This is a genomic window from Sphingobacterium olei, assembly GCF_005048855.1.
In the GTDB taxonomy this organism is placed as follows: domain Bacteria; phylum Bacteroidota; class Bacteroidia; order Sphingobacteriales; family Sphingobacteriaceae; genus Sphingobacterium; species Sphingobacterium olei.
In genome coordinates this window covers 208,233-227,274 of record NZ_SUME01000005.1, presented here as the reverse complement: position 1 = coordinate 227,274, position 19,042 = coordinate 208,233, and the positions used below count along the sequence as shown (strand labels likewise).

Below are 19,042 nucleotides of genomic sequence, written 5' to 3'. Positions count from 1 at the left end.
GCAAGCGGGAATTGGCTGTCAGTTTAACCTAATTTAAATAATTGAATCAACAAACAACAACAAAAAGCCTCAGCTTCGAAACAAGGGCTTTATGTGTTATCAAACCAACTACTAAATGTATAAATTTTATAGGAAATTATTGCTAATTATGCGACTCACCACCATAATATTTATAATATCATTGATGCAGGTCAGTGCCGCCAGCATGGCCCAGCATATTTCTTTATCCGAGAAAAACGCACCGTTGTCGCGTATTTTTGAGAAAATCAAAGCACAGGCCGGTGTCGATTTCATCGTCTCTACCGACGTGCTCAAAACGACTAAGCCCATTTCTATAGAAGTGCACAACGTGCAACTCCATGATGTGCTAAAGACGATTTTTAAAGGTCAGCAGCTTGATTACGTTGTTGAAGATAAATTTGTCGTGGTGAGCAGAAAGAAGGTAGCACTGCGCGAGGATGTACGCATGACGGCAGTTCCAGTTTCTCAGGACATTACCGTCTCGGGTCGTGTAGTAGACTCCAAAGGAGCACCGCTATTAGGTGCGACGGTGACGATCAAAGGTACGCAACGTAGGGTATTGACCAGTAGTACAGGGGACTTTGTTATCCAGAACGTGGATGAGAGGGCTATACTGGTGATCACTTTTACAGGATATGCTAAACAAGAGGTGAAAGCTGTCCAATCGTTGGGTGTGATAACGATGCAAATAAATGTCGACGATCTAGAAGAGGTGATGGTATCGGTTAATACAGGATATCAGAAAATAAAGCCTGAGCATAGTACGGGAGCTATTGCACAGATTACCACCAAAGAGTTTGAATCCAGAATAAGCAGCAACTTTCTGGACGGACTGGTGAATCGTATGCCCGGACTGATGATCAATAACGATGTAACCTTCAACAGTACAGTCCCTGGGCAGGGGCAGTCGAGCCGTCCGTTATTCAATATCCGGGGTATTTCTACTATGTCGGCTAACCAGAGCCCCCTTATTGTAGTTGATGGCTACCCCACTGAGCTCACGTTGGATATGATTGATCCCAATGAAATTGCTTCGGTAACGATATTAAAAGATGCCGCAGCGGCAACCGTATATGGTGTGCGGGCATCGAATGGCGTCATGGTTATTCAAAGAAAACAAGCCGATGTGGGCGCACCAAGATTTAATTTTAGAACGACATGGGGTTTGCGACCAGAGGAAAACTACAGCCGCTACCGCTGGGACCCGAATGCATCGGAGGTTAATGCAAATTATGTACGAGAAAGACAGAATCTCAATATTGCTCCCTCCACATGGGCAACTTTATTTAACCCGGGTGTAGGTAATATCAGACGTTCTATTCCATTCTTTATACAGGCACAACTTGCTGCAGGTATTATTTCGCCAGAGCAAGCGGAAAATTCATTTGCGGAGCTAGCCGCCTATGATAACCTAAGTGACTACAATCGTTTGTTCTTAAGAACAGCACTCACACAAACGCATACATTCAACGTATCGGGAGGTTCTCCTAACGCATTATACTACATTACGGCCAACTACACCGGCAATCGCAATAATGAAATTAACAATGGCGATGACAGACTTTTACTAACAGGCCGCACTACGCTTAAACTCTCCAATAAATTGAGCCTAGAGCTTACCACAGAATACCAAAATCAGAAATTCAAGGCGGCTCCTATACCCGGTCCTGATGATTATGCTGGCTATGAGCGTTATGTAGACGAAAATGGCAATCCTGCCGCCATCATCTCGGAAAGCTTTGCACCGGTATATAACAATTATATTATGTCACAGGGCTTATTAGATCAAAACTATTATCCCTTGGCTGAGGCAAATTCTGTAAGTGATAAGACGCAGATAATGAATTACAAGACGATTGCCAATTTCAATTACGACCTTGGAAAGGGCTTCAACCTTTTATTTGGTGGCGTATACGAAACTTCCCGTTCAGAGTATAGACATCTCGCGAATGAGGGATCTGCAGAAGTAAATGCCTGGGTAAATAATTATACCGTGACAGCGGGAACATTTAAAAGGAACCTTCCGAACGGCGCGTTCCTGCGCCAGCAAAACAGTAGTTCAACAGGGTATACCGCACGTGCACAGCTTAACTACGACAAGCAGATTGGCGATCATTCTTTCAACGGGATAGCAGGTTTTGAAGTACGCAGCGTTCTGGACAAAGGGAATTTAGCGTCGTATTTCGGGTATAATGATCAGAGCTTACTTCAACAGCCGGTAGATTATGCATCGATATTTACGGGCTCCTCTGCAGTAAGGGGTACGTTGGTTACCTCCAATACACTTGGTTCACTAAACAGCTTCTTTGATCAGATGTACAACGAAGACCGGTATTTATCGGCCTTTTCAAATCTTGTCTATTCGTATAAAAACACCTACTCCTTATCCGGAAGTATTCGTATAGATCAGTCTAACCTCTTTGGTACAGATCCGAAATATAAATACAAACCGCTATGGTCATTAGGTGCTGGATGGAACATCCATAAAGAGAATTTTATGGATGATATCAATTGGTTGAACCAATTAAAATTGCGCGGAGCGTTTGGCTTTAACGGAAATGTGGCCAAATTATCGTTACCTCAGGTAATTGCTACATCGCAGAACAACCTTTCAAATACACCTACGCTTACCTCGTTGGTGTTATTTTCTAATGCCAATAGTAGTCTTCGCTGGGAGACGACTGAGAATTTTAATCTGGGACTTGATTTTAATGTTTTTAAGAACGTTAGCGGTAGCTTTGAATATTACACCAAGAAAACGAGTGATGTCATGGGGTCCTCGCGGGTTGATCCAACACTGGGAGCAGGTTCACCAGCGTTAGGTGCAGGTTTAGCCCTCGTTAATTTTGCCACCATCCGAAACAACGGTCTGGAACTAAGTGTGAAGGCCGATTGGATTTCCAAAAGTAATTTTAACTGGAATACCGGTATCGTAGTTGCCAAAAACGACAGTAAAGTGCTAGATGTCTTCAGGGCGGGCGGATACAATCCGCAGGCTCTCAATGTAATCGGGTATGTTGACGGCTATCCGGTTGGCGCTATGTTCTCCTACAATATGACAGGATTAAATAATGAGGGCCACCCGATCATCGTTGATCACAACGGTACAGAGTATGTGGTGAATACCAGCTCTACAGGTCAACCGCTAACCACTGCCATGTCGAGTGAAGATTCCGGTCTTGTACAGTATTCCGGAACAACACTTCCAAGTATCAATGCTGGATTGAGCAACCGAATCGATGTAGGCAACTTCTATTTTTTCGCGATGATTAACTATTACGGTGGATTTAAAGTAAGAGTTCCAAGACCCACCCCATCCGATAACCGTCCTTTGGAGGGCGCGGGGAATTACTGGAGGGTTCCTGGCGACGAGCTGAAAACAGACATCCCGAACCTACTGGATTTAATGGCTACAAATCCAAGCTGGGCGTATCGCTATAACAGCAATTATGTCGTAAACGGTGACTATCTGACCATTGGTGACATTACGGTTTCCTATCGCCTAAACGACCTTAATTTTATCAAAAAGGCAGGCTTTAGAAACTTTGAGATCAAAGCACAGGCTTCCAACCTCTATACAGTAGGCTTCAACAGTTATAATTTTAGTATGGCGACAAGAAGTTATGCGAAGTCTTATGTCACGCCTACTTATACACTTGGTTTGTTCACTAATTTTTAAAATTGTCCTAATGAAGAAATTTAAATATATAGCTACCGTACTATTACTCTGTTGCCTGGTTCTTAGCAGCTGCGACAAATACCTGGATATTGAACCCAAGGGTAGACAATTACTCAAAACAACCGATGATTTCGACCAGTGGTTAAACAGCGTAACACTGACTGCAGAAACACCTGCAGATAATATCCTGAATTATATGACGGATAACATCGACCTCCCTAATATTGGTAATCCTCCGAGTTCACTCGCAGAATTGATCTACACGTGGGCTCCGCAGTTTACAACGAATTTAAATGAGAATACATACCTATGGGGTGAACACTATCAACGTATTAATCTTTTTAATACCGTATTGTTGGGTATTGACGGTGCAGAAGGTGGAACTCCAACACAGAAAAGAAATTTAAGAGCAGAAGCTTTATTGGGGCGTGCGCACTCCTATTTTTATTTGGTGAATGAGTATGGTAAACCTTTCAACCCGGCAACAGCATCATCCGATCCTGCTGTACCATACATTACATCTGATGATGTGAGCCAAACTATACCGTCTAGGTCAAGTGTTGCCGAAATTTACCAATACATCATTGATGATATTACTAAGGCCATTCCTGATCTACCAACGGATAACAGTAATGCACGGTTCCGCGGTTCTAAAGCTGCTGCCTATAGTGTACTGGCGAGAGTTTATTTATACAGAAGGGAATACGATGAGGCACGCCGTTATGCTGAGCTGGCACTGGACAATACACGGGCAAAAATTATTGATTTCACCAACCCTGCCACCTTCCCGACAACCACTAATGTCGTGTCACATCCCGATGTTATTTATGGAAGATCATCTATCGCTTTAGGCCTGACGTTATCGCAGGATCTAAAAGACATCTTCGCGAGCAACGATGCGAGACGAACGGTATTGTATTATAATTTTGCCAGTCCTGCCAGAGGAGCCACTATGTTTTATGCAGCTGCCATTACACCGGTATTCCAATTAACCAATTCGGGCACGACAGTCCAGGAGATGCATTTAATTGCAGCCGAAGGCGCGGTTAGAGCAAACGACCTGACAGAAGCCCTTTCGCATTTAAACATCGTCCGTACCAATCGGTATACCGGAAACAGCAGGGCATTTGAATCAACAGATCAGGAGGTGATTTTGGATGAGGTACTTAATGAGAGACGACGTGAATTTCCTTTTCACGGCTTACGTTGGTTTGATATGCGACGTCTGGATATGGAAGACAGAATGCCTACCGTAACGCGTACAAATGCGCAGAATGAGGTGATTGCTACATTGGAACCAAAAAGCAGCAAATATACATTGCAGATACCTATACAAGTGACTGTTTATAATCCTGACATCGTACAAAATCCTTAAAAATGAAGAAATTCACATATAATATACTGGCAATAGGTTTTTTTGTACTATTGCTTGCAGCTTGTAAAAAAGAAGAGTCCAGACGCGAGGTGCTTACAGAAGGGCGTGTAACTTTTGATCTGCCTACATCTTCGGATGTCGTACAGCAAAACCTCGATATCAAAGAAGTGTCTTTGCTTAGTATGGAAATGAAAGCGGCCTTACTAGGGGGCACATCTTCAGATCCGCATTACGTTACTTTCGCGCCGGATACCACTAAAATTGCTGCCTATCGGGAAAAGTACGGTAGTGCAGCACTGTTACTTCCATCGTTGAATTATCTGTTTTACAAATCGACGGTAGCGATCAATGCGGGTAGCAACGTATCCGAATCCGCCGTATTAAACCTTAGCTTCCAAAATCTGTTGAGACCTAATAGCACCTATGTACTTCCTTTAGCGATAACAGCTGTGGACGGAATCATACAGGATCCCGGTACGCGGAAGGTCGTGTATTATGTCTTCAATACAGGAGATGCCCTATATGTAGACCATGCCGGATTTACGGTGACAGCCACTGCCAGTTCCACGGCCGGAGCAAATACGGCAAGCAGAGCAGTTGATCCAAATACCGGTACTACCTATTGGGCGAGTGCAACATCGGAAGTCTTTCCGCAGTTCCTCCATATAGATTATGCGCGGGAAGTGAGCTTTTCGGGAGTTGATATATTTTACCCGACGAGTGTCAATATAAATTACGCTACGTTAGGAGGAGACCCCACTTCGGTAAAGCTAGAAACAAGTATGGACAACAGCACATGGATAGACCAGGGTACCTATAGTGTAGACATTAGAAACACGGCTAGGAAGCACACGATGAATTTGCCTTCCCAGACCACAGCAAGGTATGTACGGGTCACCGTTTTGGAAGCAGCCCCTTACGTATCAGGTACGCTGACTTTTAGCGTTGTGCTAGTGAGTGGAATTATGTTAAGAAATTAAACTATTAATTTGAAAGTCATGAATATTAAACTAATTGTAGCCTTGCTGCTCCTGCCCTTTATGGCGGCAGCACAAGGAAGTTATACGATCAAGGGAAAGCTACCTGCGCTAAAAGAGGCGGCTAAGGTGTACCTTGTTTTATTGAAAAACGGAGCATGGACAGAAGTAGATTCCGTCTTGGTTAACAAGGGTAAGTTCCAGTTCAGCGGTTCAGTCGAAGAGCCTCAAAATGCCATTTTGACCTTAAAGCGGCAAAATACTTTAGCAGCTAGTCGTCAGCGCGATTCAAAAGATTTTTTTATAGAAAATTCTAAGATTTCCATCGTAGGGACGGACTCCATTCGTACCGCAGAAGTAAGGGGTTCGATCAGCGACACCCAGAATCGGCAGCGCGAAGCGTTGATGAAACCGGTAACCGCACAAATCGTTAAATTACAAGATGAATATGGAGCCAAAGATGCACAGGGCGAATATATTAAGTCGCTGGAAGAACGTAAGATGGCGGGAGATAGCATCCAAAAGCTAGTCGCAAAAAACAAAGAGATCAACTGGACCTTTGCAGAAAATCATTTAGATTCCTTTATGGGGCTACATACATTCTACCTGTCTGTACTGGATAGCAAGTTTGACCCAGCGGTCGTGGAACCCTTATTCCATCGGTTTTCGGATGAGCTGAAGTCTTCGCCATTAGGCTTACGGACCGTGGAGAAAATAGAAGTCGGCAAGCGACGCCAGACAGGCATGAAAGCAACCGATTTTACTCAAAATGACGTAAATAGTAAACCTTTTACACTTTCTTCGTTACGCGGTAAGTATGTATTGGTTGACTTTTGGGCCAGTTGGTGTGCCCCCTGCCGGGCTGAAAATCCATTCCTCGTGAAGGCATATAATGAGCTAGAAGGTAAGAACTTCGAAATTGTAGGCGTATCGCTGGACTATCCGGGCAGTGAAGCGGCATGGCAAGGAGCAATCGAAAACGACGGCCTGCCATGGATTCACGTGAGCGATCTGAAGGGATGGAAAAACGAAGTCGCTGTGATGTACGGCATCAACTCGGTACCTCAAAACCTATTAATCGATCCTAACGGGATGATCATAGCTAAGAACCTTAGAGGAGAGGCACTATCGCAAAAATTGAAAGAACTTATTAAATAAAAGAGAATGATCACTATTAAAAATATCGTTACAGCATTATTGATGCTCATAGCCGCCAGCAGCATGGCGCAAGACAAGTTTGAGATAAAAGGTCGACTTTCCGGGGTGAAGAAAGCGGGCAAAGTAATTCTTACTTATGTAGACAGCCAAGGGAAAAGTGCAAGGGATAGTTCATTGCTGAAAAATGGCAAGTTTATGTTTAAAGGTACCACGGCTTTTGGTAATAAAGCCCACCTCTCATTAGTACCGCTAGAGCGAGACAGTACGCAAAAAAGAACTATGCCAGACTATCAGCAATTTTACCTTGAAAAAGGAAAGTATAAGGTGGTGGCTACCGATAGTCTGACGAAGGCACGTATCACCGGTACGCAGGCACAGTCCGATTTCAATGCATATAATCTACGCACTGCGGATCTGTTGGCACAGTTCAAGGATATTTCGGATCGGTTCTCAAAGGTTTATTATGCCAAAGAGAAAGATACAGTCGCTATAAAGGCTATCCAAGCGGAAGCCCGCCCGGTACATGCACGAATTGAGGCAGTTTTAGACTCTTTTATTTTCAGCCATCCGGATTCGTACGTTACACTGGATCTGATCCTTGACAATAAAACGGCTGTAATAGATCCTGCCACATTTGGCAAATATTACGATCTACTCAGTGAGCGGGTATTGGCCAGCTTCAATGGTCAGAAACTAACGCAGAAGTATGATAAGGCAAAGAATATCGCTATAGGAAAAGCGGTTGACTTTGAACAGCCCGATATTGAAGGCAACACCTTTAAACTGTCTTCGCTAAAGGGCAAATATGTATTGGTAGACTTCTGGGCAAGCTGGTGTGCGCCCTGTCGTGCCGAGAACCCACATTTGCTAAAGACCTATAATGAGTTGAAGGATAAGAATTTTGAAATTGTGGGCGTATCGCTTGACGAAAGCAAGGCTGCATGGCTTAAGGCTGTAGAGCAGGACGGTATGCCATGGATACAAGTTAGCGACCTTAAGGGGTTTAAAACTGATATCGCAGTTAAATATGGTATTACCGCTATCCCGCAGAATTTTCTGATCAATCCCGAAGGCGTCATTATTGCCAAAGATCTTAGAGGCGAAAATGTCAATAAGATGATTGCGTCTTATATGAAGTAAGCAAGATGCGTATATGTATATTTGATCTGTGCCCAGATCAAATATACATATAAAATGACTTGTACTCAAGTCATATGGGGCGCCAGCAGGTGCTTACTTTTCAATTTCAATATCGACCACTGCCAGTATCCACTCCCGTAGTTCCTGAAATTTTTCTTTCGATATCGTGATATCTGTCGGGGTCTTTTCTTTCAGCACCAGCAGGTAGCCGTCTTTACGCTTAATGCATTGAGCCAGCGCATTTTGTGGAACGATGTAGTTTCTGTTTACCATTTTGCAGTACCCTTTAAAGGCCGCATGCATGTCCTTAAGTGTCGACTGTTCGGTGATATAAACCGTTTCACCACCGAATTTTCCGAGCCGTCCGATCTTATTCGTCCAGTAACCGTAGACGACCTGGTCAAAAGAAACTTTCGTTATCGTGTTGTTCACCGTTTTATCTTTACGGACTACGATATGCTGCCTATCGCTCTGCTCGGGCTTCTTCTGGGAGGTTGCTTCACCATCTTTGTCTTGTTCACAGCACTTACGACGGCCAACTGCCATTATGCCGACCTCAGCACCCGTGTCGACATCAACGCAAAGATCATACAGACCTGCGATTATGGGAATAACTCATATAGCATCCGCTTCCTATACCTGGAAGACGGAAAGGAACGTCCGGGCGAAATAGCGGTACATCCCTGGGTCTACCACAGTGCCAAAGTGGGTGGTATCATTTCCCTTCACTTGCATCCCGGTTATCTGGGTTGGCACTGGTATCACCATTCCATCCGCCACCGCATCCACCGATCGCTCATTCCCGAAAACCGGCTCCTTCCGGCTCCTCATCAGCCACAACGCTAAACAAAGCAACTATGGAAAATCACGAAACATATAATCGCTTACGGGCTATACTGTCCAACTACAAACCCATACCCAACGACAGCTGGGATACGATTGTATCCTACCTAAAACTCAAGGAGGTTGCATGCAACGAGATCTACATCGATTACGGCGACCAGGTCAGCGAATATTGCTATCTGGTGGATGGCGCGGCCTACGGTTATGAGCAGAACGAAGGTCATTCCCAGGTGGTACGCCTCTGGAATACCAACAGCTTTATTTTGTTGGGCGAGAATTTTCTGGTGAATTCGGCAAGCAACATGCGGATCGTGTTTTCTAAAGCGTCGACCATCATTACCCTGCCCACCGGTGCGGAATCCGGAGAGCGGGTTCCTGCCTGTTTTGCGCCCTACTTCAACTACCTCCTCAGTAACGAACTCAACTATCATAAGGAGGCGGTACGGATTTTCAGGCAGAACGACACCAAGAAGCGGGTAGAATGGCTCATCCAGGAGTTTGGCGATGTCACGAAAGAGCTTCCCGACGAAAAATCAGCACAGGTTATCGGCGTAAGCCGCAAATGGTACAATTTCACCAAGCGCGGTATCTGACCGATTGCATCAGTTATGCGGCGGCCTTTTCGGATATCCGCCACCGGTATATACCCACAGCTCCCAGGTCGTGATATGGAAGCCCGTGCAATGCGGACAGTAGTACGCCCGTTGCAGCTTGGGCTTGCCTTTCATACGGTGTTTGCGCCGCGAACCATCTTCCCGTCGGATCGGGTGGTTGTGCCTCCATTTTATTTCGTCCATGAATGATTCCGCATCGCGCTTACAGCTAAAGCTGGTCTTTCTCGTCGACGGACATTTCAATCTTTCTTCTCGTCTGTGATCATCCCATAGCATGACAGTACTCCTTTCTTTTCTTAATTACATTTTACATAAATTATTTAGGTAAAAATAACCAAATATCAACGGATGGCACCTCCATTGCGAACCCGTTCCCACAGGTTGAGAACTCAGGGATTGCATTTGCGAAGTCAGGTCTTTACGTTGCGTACCCGTTCCCTTTTTTTAGCCGGCTACAGCGTCTACATTTGTTTCAACAGTTAGCGATGATAAACATATAAAGCCATTATGATGTATATACCCAGCTTAATCAAACGAAACTATGCCACACTGCGATACTATAGTGTATTCGCATTATCTATTAGCCTTGCGGCGCTGTTTGCGTATACCGCTGCCATAAAGACTTCTTAATGGTAAAAATCAACAAATCATCTCTGTATATTATTAACAGGATAAAGTTAAAAAGACTAGTTAACGGCGACTCTACAAGAAAACTTTCTGAAAAAATTGATAAGTCAGAAGGCTATGTGGGTATGTGTGAGAGTTCTGTAGTTGTGCATAAATACAACTCTGCGGACTACCCTTTAATAGCTGATGCGTTAAGATGCGAACTATCTGACATCACTCCACCGGACGACTGGCAGGTCAGTGACTCGCATGAGAAAGTAGACAAGGTTGTGGTTTCGTTATCTGATCCTGCATTTGTGCTACAGGTACTAGAAGGGATAAAAGCATCGCCGAAAGCGGACGTGCTGGAAGATCTGGACAAACTCTACAGGCATCTCTCTACCAAAGACACCAACGAAAAAGCCGTCATCAAAACGGTGTGGGAGGAATTTAGAAAATATCATTATATTTGTGTGATAGGTATAAAATCAGTCAGTTATGAAAACGAAAAAAGAAAATTTAAAGGAGAAGGATACGGAGCGGTTCATTGCTGTGTTGCAACAATACAAAGAGAAAGTCACTAAAAACAGTGAAACCTCTAAAAGATTTTTGGTAGATTTGGGTGTACTGACCGAAACAGGGAAACGCTCCAAAAATTACAAGCATTTATGTATTCCAGAGGCTCAGGAATAGTTTATGGATTCCATGGGTGTGATGAAGAGGTTGCATATCGGGTACTGACACTTCAACAACCACTTAAAGACAGTGTCAATAAATATGATTGGCTTGGGAACGGCATGTATTTTTGGGAAAATAGTCCGTCAAGGGCCTTAGAATACGCTCATCACCTTAAAGCAAATCCTGGACGCTCTAAAAATCCTATACAAAAACCGTTCGTGCTAGGTGCTGTTATACATTTGGGTAATTGTCTGGATTGATATTCTAAGCACTACTTTAAGCTCCCAGAACCAACCTATACCACAAAACAAACCCATTGGCGATTTGCGGGAATTGATGCTTAGAGAATTAGATTGTGCCGTAATTGAAACTTTGCATAAAGCACGTAGAGACGAAAGTCTTACAGCATTTGACAGTGTTAGAGGTGTATTTTGGGAAGGAAAAGAACTCTATCCAAATGCCGGGTTTCGAGAAAAAGACCATATCCAAATCTGTGTAAGAAACCCGAATTGTATCAAAGGCTTTTTCTTAGCACGTGATATAGACCCTAAGTTTACCGAAGTCTGAAAATTATTCTACAATTTTAACGATATGAAGAAATCTTTGCAGAAACAAACTAAGTGTGAAAGCCCTAGGGAAGCTTATAAAGCTGCCAAGGCTCAGCCTGCTGTTCCGGCCGAGAAGAAGGAGAACAGATTTAAGGGCATGTCCGAAAATTTGGTACAATTTGAACCACTATATATCCCTGGATACAAAATCAGAGGATAATATTCTTTACCTTCATTCAATATTATTCCATTGATCGAAGTTATCCAAAGACCATCCGTAAGAAAAGCAGATAAGCCAGACGTCATTATGTCCCGGATGGATTATATCATTATCTGTCAGGTTATTGAGCAGCTAAATGAGATCGGCATGACTGATGATGAGCTTTCCTTTCTACTGGGAAAAGCCAATAATTATGTCTTCGGCTTCATTATCAAACCTGGGGATAAGAACCGGTTTAACGAAGATCAGATCGATCTACTACCCTATATCTTAGGATGTCCGTTTTCTAAAATCATTCCTAATGGCGCCGAGCCGGGTAATATACAGCTCTATCATACCGGCGGGATACCGGACCACGGGTACAAAGGATTCTCCCATATCGTCTACTTCCCTAGCGGCGAAGGTATACGCATCATCTGGAAGAAGAAAAATGCGCCGAAAGGCAGCACCCGAAAAACCAACAAAGGTCTGCTCGATCTCTTAAAACGATGGATCGAAAAGAAGTTTTTTAATAAGAAAAGAGATGGCCTTGAAATCTATAAAAAGATAAAGACCGAAAGCAACATCTCTTTCACAGTAAGTGAATTGGAGAAATGCTTGAAAATCCTTTGTAGTAGTCGCCACAAGCTGCTGGAAAAAGATTCTATTGATGGAATTTTGAAGTATTGGAGGGAAGGATCTTGAATTACGTAGAAAAAGCAGAGCTGCTAAAAAAAGACCTGAATGCCTCTCGCCCGTTACCCGCAGATATAGCAGACGTACTTAGGCAAAAATTCAGATTCGAATGGAACTATCATTCCAATAGCATCGAAGGCAATTCATTGTCATTCACCGAGACCAAAGCACTTCTATTGCATGGAATAACGGCTCAGGGAAAACCTTTAAAGGATCACTTCGAAATAACAGGACATGATGAGGCGATTAAGTGGGTAGAAGATTTAGTAAAAGGAGACCATCCTCTTACTGAAAATTTCATACGAGAGTTACATACATTATTACTTAGGTCTCCATACGAAGTAAAAGCCGTTACTCCGGAAGGCCAACCCACAACACGAAAAATAGCTGTGGGCCAGTATAAAACTTCCCCTAATCATGTCAAGACAAAAACCGGAGAGATATTCCGATTCGCAACACCGGAGGAGACACCGGCTAAAATGCATGACCTTATTATTTGGTACCGCGAAAAAAGTGAAGAAGTTGATATTAACCCTATCATCCTAGCCGCTGAATTTCACTACCGCTTCATTCGTATACACCCCTTTGACGATGGAAACGGACGTACCGCGCGTATACTGATGAACTTTATCTTAATGAAATATGAATATCCTCCGATAATCATCAAAACCGAGGACAAAGAAAATTATTTTTCTGCTCTACGCCAAGCCGATGCCGGAACAATCGATCCTTTCATTAATTACATCGCTAAGAATCTTATCCATTCGTTGGAAATAATGATTGCAGGAGCTAAGGGTGAGAGTATTGAAGATGGTGATGACGCCTTAAAGGAGTTGATTTTGCTAAAAGCAAAGTTGAAAAATGGAAAAAGCACCAAGAGTCCCATTTTAGCCTACGATTGTCTATCATATTTTATGGAAGAGGTAAAACCTCGCTTCGAAGACACGATATCCAAAGTCGATGATCTTTTTTCTGAAACTCAGAAGTCGATATACGTAAATGGCGAAACATACCGACCTAGCTTGGAAACAGCAATTAATTCTAATATAGCTATCCTCGGAAAAGAGATCGGCTCTAAGCTACAAGTCATCAATTCGGGAGAAAAGAACCTCACGATACTAGGCAAAAATCTTTATAAAGATGACGTACAGGAAGTAACATTTAGAGAGGAAAAGTTTGGTCTCAAGGGAGCAAATAAAAAAATACCGTTCGTCATTGATATCAAAATAATATTGGAGCATACACACTTGAAAATGGCACTTCATGTTTCCGGTCAGAAGAACATTGAAAAAATATTTGGCTATGATGACAGATTAGATGAAGCTTTTATCATTTCCTTGGAAAATGAGCTGCTCAAAAACATGACAAACTCAATCAAACATGCCATTGCGTAAAATAATAAAACGCAAAATTGTCAATATTGAGGGAGCTGTTGAGGGAACTATTGAGGGAGCTATTGAGGGAACTAGAAATATCAATTTTGGTGACCTTACCTTATTCGTAGGCCCGCACGCGAGTGGAAAAAGTATACTATTGCAGATGATAAAGCTTTTGGTCGACAAAGACCATATACGCCGTACCACTGAGCAGTATGGTTCAAGTCGGTTCACAAAAAATACTATAGACTACCGTAGTACATAACATCCATTATCAATGACTGATTTCAAAAATAAATCTTGCATGGCGTAAGGGAAAGGTTCCCATAGGCATATTGTCGGCGGTATCCCTTAAAGTGTGTAAATAAGATTTAATTGTTGTAACCAGTGCTAAGAAGACAGCAAAATAACGGTGCTTTACGATAAACATACGTAATTATATTTTTATATAACGTTGTTATATAACATATTAACGTTTTTTTTAAATGTTATACCGTTATTTTATTTAGTAATTACGTTAAGTAGAGTTATTTTTAAGTTACTTTAATTTAAATTAACGTTTATATCAAATACTATAACGTATTAATATTTCATAATACCGTACTTTAAAAATACTTTAACGTTGATGTTGAATAAATCTACGATATTGTATTTTAAAATAACGTTGATATTAGTTATATTAACGGTATATTAGAATACAATTACATCGTATTGTCTAGAAATGAGTCTCATTATCTGATCTAACATACAAATAAGTAAATCTAAAAACATTAATTATGAGCTACATACGTGTATTAGGAGGCTTCGGTCAGCATAGAGATAGCGTGCCATGTCTATCCTATATACATCGGGGTTTCCCGTATTTACAGGAAGGAAGAAGGGAACAGTTCCCGGGGCACCTACCGGCGGTCGGCTTTCCGATGGGCAGCTATTCGACGAAGTCCGTTTCGACTTCAATCCGTTGGGCAGAGATCTGACCTATGAGTGCAAGTATGCGGTATGGACATCAGATGATGAAGTTGAACCCCATTCGCCAGAACTTCAGTGGGAGCATTCACTTTTTACTACCCGATCTCGGAATAACGTGCTTAAGGATATACCGTCCCGATCAACAGTTTTCATTAAGGTACGTGCTATAAACAGCTACGGAACTGGAGACTGGAGCGATGTTGTGAGTTTGAGGGTACGGTAGGGTTTTAGGAAGGTACTTCATCCAGCGTTAAGAAAGTATTCTTGAAGCCTAAGGATACATCATCCAGTGCTAAGAAGGTATCCTTGATGCGTAGGGATACATCATCCAGTGCTAAGAAGGTATCCTCGAAGCCTAAGGATACATTATCCAGCGCTAAGAAAGTATCCTTCAAGCCTAAGGAAACATCATCCAGCGCTAAGAAAGTATCCTTCAAGCCTAAGGAAACATCATCCAGCTCTAAGAAAGTATCCTTCAAGCCTAAGGAAACATCATCCAGCGCTAAGAAGGTATCCTCGAAGCCTAAGGAAACATCATCCAGCGCTAAGAAAGTATCCTTCAAGCCTAAGGAAACATCATCCAGCGCTAAGAAAGTATCCTTCAAGCCTGAGGAAACATCATCCAGCGCTAAGAAAGTATCCTTCAAGCCTGAGGAAACATCATCCAGCGCTAAGAAAGTATCCTTCAAGCCTGAGGAAACCTCCCTGACGGTTAAGGATATTACCGGAAGGCCCCTTCTTACCAAAAAAAGCTTCACAATTCCTTTAAAATTTCCTTCCATTCATCTCACATTACTACAAAAAAACAGTAACTTTAAGCAGTGAAAACATTGCCTAATGAACATTAACCTTTCCCTACTCTCGCTTGTATTGCTATGTGCATCAACGATGCAATTTAGCCAAGCACAACACAAAAAAAACACGAATTTCGAACTCGAATTACACGGGGGCTATACTAGTAACGGTGTCGTTCCATTTTGGATGCGCTCCAACCAGTATGGTTCCGTTCCATTGGATGGTGGATCGGGGAGCTTCGTTATTAGGGCAAACAAAACCTATCGACAGCCTGGTGAATGGCAGGGCCGGAAGACCGATACCGAATCTCTATGGGACTGGGGATATGGGCTGGAAGCACGAGCAAATGTTGGTAAAGATGTCAACGTACAGCTCATCGACGCCCATGCAAAGGTGCGCTATGCGATGTTTGAAGTGAAGGCCGGTCGCAGTAAAGACGTCATGGGATTGAACGGTGACACCTTACTGAGCTCGGGAAATTTTGCGGTATCGGGAAATGCACTGGGTGTACCTAAATTAGATATCAGCATCCCGGAATATTATCGTCTTCCTTGGTTTGGCGGACTGTTCTCTTTTAAAGGTAATTTTGCGAATGGGTATATGGGGAAATACGAAATAAACCCTGATGAATTTCTAATAAAATCAGACAACCAACTACATACCCTGCTCCACCAGAAATCAGTTTATGGACGCCTAGGTAAACCGCATTGGAAATTAACTCTTTATGGAGGTTTTAATCATCAGGCACAATGGGGCAGTGAGAAGAAAGCCTATGGCAGTGCTTACGAACTCAACACATTCCAAACACTCTGGCATGTAGCCTCAGGAAAAGCTTATGGAAACGAAAGCAACGGCATACCCCGCTCCAAAATAGGAAACCATCAAGGATCTCTCGATATCGGTGGATCGTATAATTTCGGTTCGGTTAATGTCTTGGTTTACCGTCAAAACTTCTACGATGTTGGCGCGTTATCCAAACTGGCAAATATCAAAGATGGCTTAAATGGGATTACGCTAACAAACAATCTATATAAAAGTAGCGATCGCGTTTGGGATTGGCAGAAACTTTTAGTCGAGTTTTTCTACTCTAAAGATCAAGCGGGTTATCCCTGGTCTAAATCGACCAAATCCGGTGATGAGGATTATTATAATAATTTTTTCTATGTTGAAGGTTGGTCATATAAAAACAAAAATATTGGAAACCCCTTAATAGCAGCGAAAAATACAGTTCGCGAAGGACAAATTGCCTACCATAATGAATTTTTTATTAGTAATCGAGTAGTAGCTAGTCATGTTGGTCTTTCTGGGCATATACAGCGATGGGACTTCCTAACCAAACTAACTTATGCAATGCATTATGGCACCTTCAGCACAAGTGAATACGGCGGTTCTTTGGGACAAACGCGATTTCCACCCATTTATGGTATTTTCAAAAAGGTCAACCAGTTCTCCGCAATTGTGCAAGGTGAACGCCTAATATCCAAACGCTTATTTATTGGAGGTACAGTAGCATTAGATCAAGGTAAATTGCTAGAGAATAGTCTCGGTATGTCAGTGCGACTACATAAAACTTTTTAGAATAATGCGTAAATGAAACATTATTTTTCTTTACGAGTTTACATATAAAATCTTACATGTAAACTCATTTTATCCACTCCTGTACAATAAGCCTTTAGGCTTCATCATTCAATAATGACGAAGTCAGTTATTTTCTTATCGTGTATCAGACTACTATTAAATATCTGATCAATGCTCTATGCTATCTAGGAGCTCGCTACGCTTGGTTTGTTATTTTGTGAATTCCCGTTTGATTCCTCTTTCTCCGCTACTGTCTTACGCAATCCGGAGCTCGAAAAGCGGTGATCCCTTCCGTTGAAATAAAGTTCGATTCCCTTTTCTTCACAGTATTGTCGTCCGGTAAAATTTTTACTCATATACTCATCCCCCACGATGCGTACATCCAGTTTATACGAGCGTAGGATATCTTCCAGATCCTGCTCAGTAGCATAGGGTACAATCTCGTCTACATGCTTGCATCCTTTCAGCTGAATATAGCGTTCGACCACCGTCTGCACGGGTTTATTCTTTTCTGGACGATCCAGCGTGGGGTCAGTTTGCAAACCACAGATTAAATAATCACACTGTGATTTCGCTTCTTCAAGCATTTTAATGTGACCGGCATGTAACAGGTCAAAGGCAGAGAATGTGATTCCAATTTTCATTTTACAAAGTCAAAAGTTATAAATTATAGACAATAAGCTCGACAGCCATTAAATGGCAAATGTTATCCGTGAGAATAGGTGTTATACCATTCCACAAACCTCTTCACCCCTTCCTGAATCGGTGTTGTACTCTGATAACCCAGTGCCGTCAGGTGTTTTTTATCTGCCCAAGTACGGGGTACATCTCCGGGTTGCATCGGCAGCATGTTCTTGTCGGCTATCTTGCCCAAATGCTGTTCCATTGTTCCGATAAATTCCATCAGGGAAACCGGTGAACCGTTACCGATATTGAATACCTGATATAGGGGCCGTTCCTGTTCTTGTTTTGGTGGGTTGTTTAAGGTAATGATAATCCCGTTGACGATATCATCAATATAGGTAAAATCACGACTCATCTCTCCATTGTTAAACACGTTGATCGAACGGCCCTCCTTGATGGCAGAAGCAAACAGGATTGGTGCCATATCCGGTCTGCCCCAGGGGCCGTATACCGTAAAGAATCGAAGCCCCGATGTTGGAATCTGGTACAGGTGGCTGTACGTATGCGCCATCAGCTCATTGGATTTCTTGGTCGCGGCATACAGGCTAACAGGATAGTCAACGCGATCGTCTTCTGAAAAGGGTACTTTTCCGTTTTCTCCGTAAACGGATGAACTGGATGCATACAGCAGATGCCCTATCTTATGGTGACGGCATGCTTCCAGGATATTGACAAAACCGACAAGGTTGCTGTCGACATAGGCCATGGGATTCTCCAGGCTATAGCGTACACCCGCCTGTGCCGCAAGATTGATCACTGCATCGAATTTTTCCTGCTCGAAAAGTTCGGGCAGTCCTTTGCGATCTTCCAGATTCATACGTACAAACTTAAAAGTAGGGTATCTGTCAGAGCCAGCTTCCTGGTTCCAGTTCTCTGCTTCCGCTCTCCTAACCTCTAACTCCTCAAGCCGGGCATACTTCAGGTTGATATCATAATAGTCATTGATATTGTCTATGCCCACGACATCAATGCCCTGATCAAGCAGTTTCTTACTGAGATGGAAGCCGATAAAACCTGCAGCTCCCGTAACCAATATTTTTTTGTAGTTCATCCTCTTATTGTTTAGGTACAAATTCCTGCTGTGCATACTCGCTCTTCGTCATCTG

Annotated in this window: 19 protein-coding genes; 14 read left to right on the top strand and 5 right to left on the bottom strand. The window is 42.8% G+C overall.

All coding sequences use genetic code 11. The annotated features are described in order from the left end of the window. The first annotated feature begins 184 nt into the window (after nucleotides 1-184). Genes FAZ15_RS13495 through FAZ15_RS13475 form a run of 5 tightly spaced genes read left to right on the top strand, consistent with a single transcriptional unit; the run spans nucleotide 185 to nucleotide 8,350 of the window. Entirely contained in the window at nucleotides 185-3,700 is a 3,516-nt protein-coding gene (locus FAZ15_RS13495) for a SusC/RagA family TonB-linked outer membrane protein (protein WP_238387252.1), read from the top strand. Between the two features lie 10 nt (nucleotides 3,701-3,710). Next, a complete protein-coding gene (locus tag FAZ15_RS13490) occupies nucleotides 3,711-5,075 on the top strand; it encodes a RagB/SusD family nutrient uptake outer membrane protein (protein ID WP_136901842.1) in 1,365 nt (454 codons plus the stop codon). 2 nt (nucleotides 5,076-5,077) lie between these two features. After that, entirely contained in the window at nucleotides 5,078-6,055 is a 978-nt protein-coding gene (locus FAZ15_RS13485) for a discoidin domain-containing protein (protein WP_136901841.1), read from the top strand. A gap of 18 nt (nucleotides 6,056-6,073) precedes the next feature. Further along, entirely contained in the window at nucleotides 6,074-7,210 is a 1,137-nt protein-coding gene (locus tag FAZ15_RS13480; RefSeq protein ID WP_136901840.1) for a TlpA disulfide reductase family protein, read from the top strand. Between the two features lie 6 nt (nucleotides 7,211-7,216). Beyond that, nucleotides 7,217-8,350, top strand: a complete 1,134-nt coding sequence (locus FAZ15_RS13475; protein ID WP_238387251.1) for a TlpA disulfide reductase family protein — start codon at nucleotides 7,217-7,219, stop codon at nucleotides 8,348-8,350. A gap of 93 nt (nucleotides 8,351-8,443) precedes the next feature. Here FAZ15_RS13475 and FAZ15_RS13470 read toward each other — a convergent pair whose 3' ends face one another. After that, entirely contained in the window at nucleotides 8,444-8,896 is a 453-nt protein-coding gene (locus FAZ15_RS13470; RefSeq protein WP_136901839.1) for a hypothetical protein, read from the bottom strand. A 311-nt stretch (nucleotides 8,897-9,207) separates the two neighbouring features. Here FAZ15_RS13470 and FAZ15_RS13465 point away from each other — a divergent pair, with 311 nt between their 5' ends. Continuing rightward, entirely contained in the window at nucleotides 9,208-9,786 is a 579-nt protein-coding gene (locus FAZ15_RS13465; RefSeq protein WP_136901838.1) for a cyclic nucleotide-binding domain-containing protein, read from the top strand. A gap of 13 nt (nucleotides 9,787-9,799) precedes the next feature. Here FAZ15_RS13465 and FAZ15_RS22505 read toward each other — a convergent pair whose 3' ends face one another. Beyond that, nucleotides 9,800-9,976, bottom strand: coding sequence for a hypothetical protein (locus FAZ15_RS22505; RefSeq protein WP_162304939.1), 177 nt, complete (start codon nucleotides 9,974-9,976; stop codon nucleotides 9,800-9,802). A 583-nt stretch (nucleotides 9,977-10,559) separates the two neighbouring features. Here FAZ15_RS22505 and FAZ15_RS13460 point away from each other — a divergent pair. From FAZ15_RS13460 to FAZ15_RS13435, 7 genes are all read left to right on the top strand, one after another. Beyond that, nucleotides 10,560-10,997: a hypothetical protein gene (locus FAZ15_RS13460; RefSeq protein WP_136901837.1), complete on the top strand. Its 438-nt coding sequence runs from the start codon at nucleotides 10,560-10,562 to the stop codon at nucleotides 10,995-10,997. 319 nt (nucleotides 10,998-11,316) lie between these two features. Beyond that, a complete protein-coding gene (locus tag FAZ15_RS22715; protein ID WP_202912395.1) occupies nucleotides 11,317-11,658 on the top strand; it encodes a hypothetical protein in 342 nt (113 codons plus the stop codon). Between the two features lie 24 nt (nucleotides 11,659-11,682). After that, nucleotides 11,683-11,859, top strand: coding sequence for a hypothetical protein (locus FAZ15_RS22500; protein ID WP_162304938.1), 177 nt, complete (start codon nucleotides 11,683-11,685; stop codon nucleotides 11,857-11,859). 30 nt (nucleotides 11,860-11,889) lie between these two features. Continuing rightward, nucleotides 11,890-12,543, top strand: coding sequence for a hypothetical protein (locus tag FAZ15_RS13450; RefSeq protein WP_136901836.1), 654 nt, complete (start codon nucleotides 11,890-11,892; stop codon nucleotides 12,541-12,543). Then, nucleotides 12,540-13,928 (top strand): Fic family protein, encoded by a 1,389-nt coding sequence (locus FAZ15_RS13445; RefSeq protein WP_136901835.1) that lies wholly within the window; start codon nucleotides 12,540-12,542, stop codon nucleotides 13,926-13,928. The genes FAZ15_RS13450 and FAZ15_RS13445 overlap by 4 nt, the downstream gene beginning before the upstream one ends. Continuing rightward, a complete protein-coding gene (locus FAZ15_RS13440) occupies nucleotides 13,915-14,175 on the top strand; it encodes a hypothetical protein (RefSeq protein ID WP_136901834.1) in 261 nt (86 codons plus the stop codon). Before FAZ15_RS13445 ends, FAZ15_RS13440 begins: the two co-directional genes overlap by 14 nt. Nucleotides 14,176-14,739: 564 nt before the next feature. Next, nucleotides 14,740-15,102, top strand: a complete 363-nt coding sequence (locus FAZ15_RS13435; RefSeq protein ID WP_136901833.1) for a hypothetical protein — start codon at nucleotides 14,740-14,742, stop codon at nucleotides 15,100-15,102. Between the two features lie 4 nt (nucleotides 15,103-15,106). Here the strand turns inward: FAZ15_RS13435 and FAZ15_RS22710 are convergent, their stop codons facing one another. After that, the gene (locus tag FAZ15_RS22710) at nucleotides 15,107-15,661 is read right to left on the bottom strand and encodes a hypothetical protein (protein WP_202912394.1); all 555 of its coding nucleotides are present in this window, start codon (nucleotides 15,659-15,661) and stop codon (nucleotides 15,107-15,109) included. A 55-nt stretch (nucleotides 15,662-15,716) separates the two neighbouring features. Here FAZ15_RS22710 and FAZ15_RS13425 point away from each other — a divergent pair, with 55 nt between their 5' ends. Next, nucleotides 15,717-17,252, top strand: coding sequence for a capsule assembly Wzi family protein (locus tag FAZ15_RS13425; RefSeq protein ID WP_136901832.1), 1,536 nt, complete (start codon nucleotides 15,717-15,719; stop codon nucleotides 17,250-17,252). 185 nt (nucleotides 17,253-17,437) lie between these two features. On the opposite strand, the gene FAZ15_RS13420 is transcribed toward FAZ15_RS13425, so the two are convergent. Next, a complete protein-coding gene (locus FAZ15_RS13420; protein ID WP_136901831.1) occupies nucleotides 17,438-17,896 on the bottom strand; it encodes an adenylyltransferase/cytidyltransferase family protein in 459 nt (152 codons plus the stop codon). A gap of 62 nt (nucleotides 17,897-17,958) precedes the next feature. Continuing rightward, nucleotides 17,959-18,987, bottom strand: coding sequence for an NAD-dependent epimerase (locus FAZ15_RS13415; RefSeq protein ID WP_136901830.1), 1,029 nt, complete (start codon nucleotides 18,985-18,987; stop codon nucleotides 17,959-17,961). Nucleotides 18,988-19,042 lie beyond the last annotated feature (55 nt).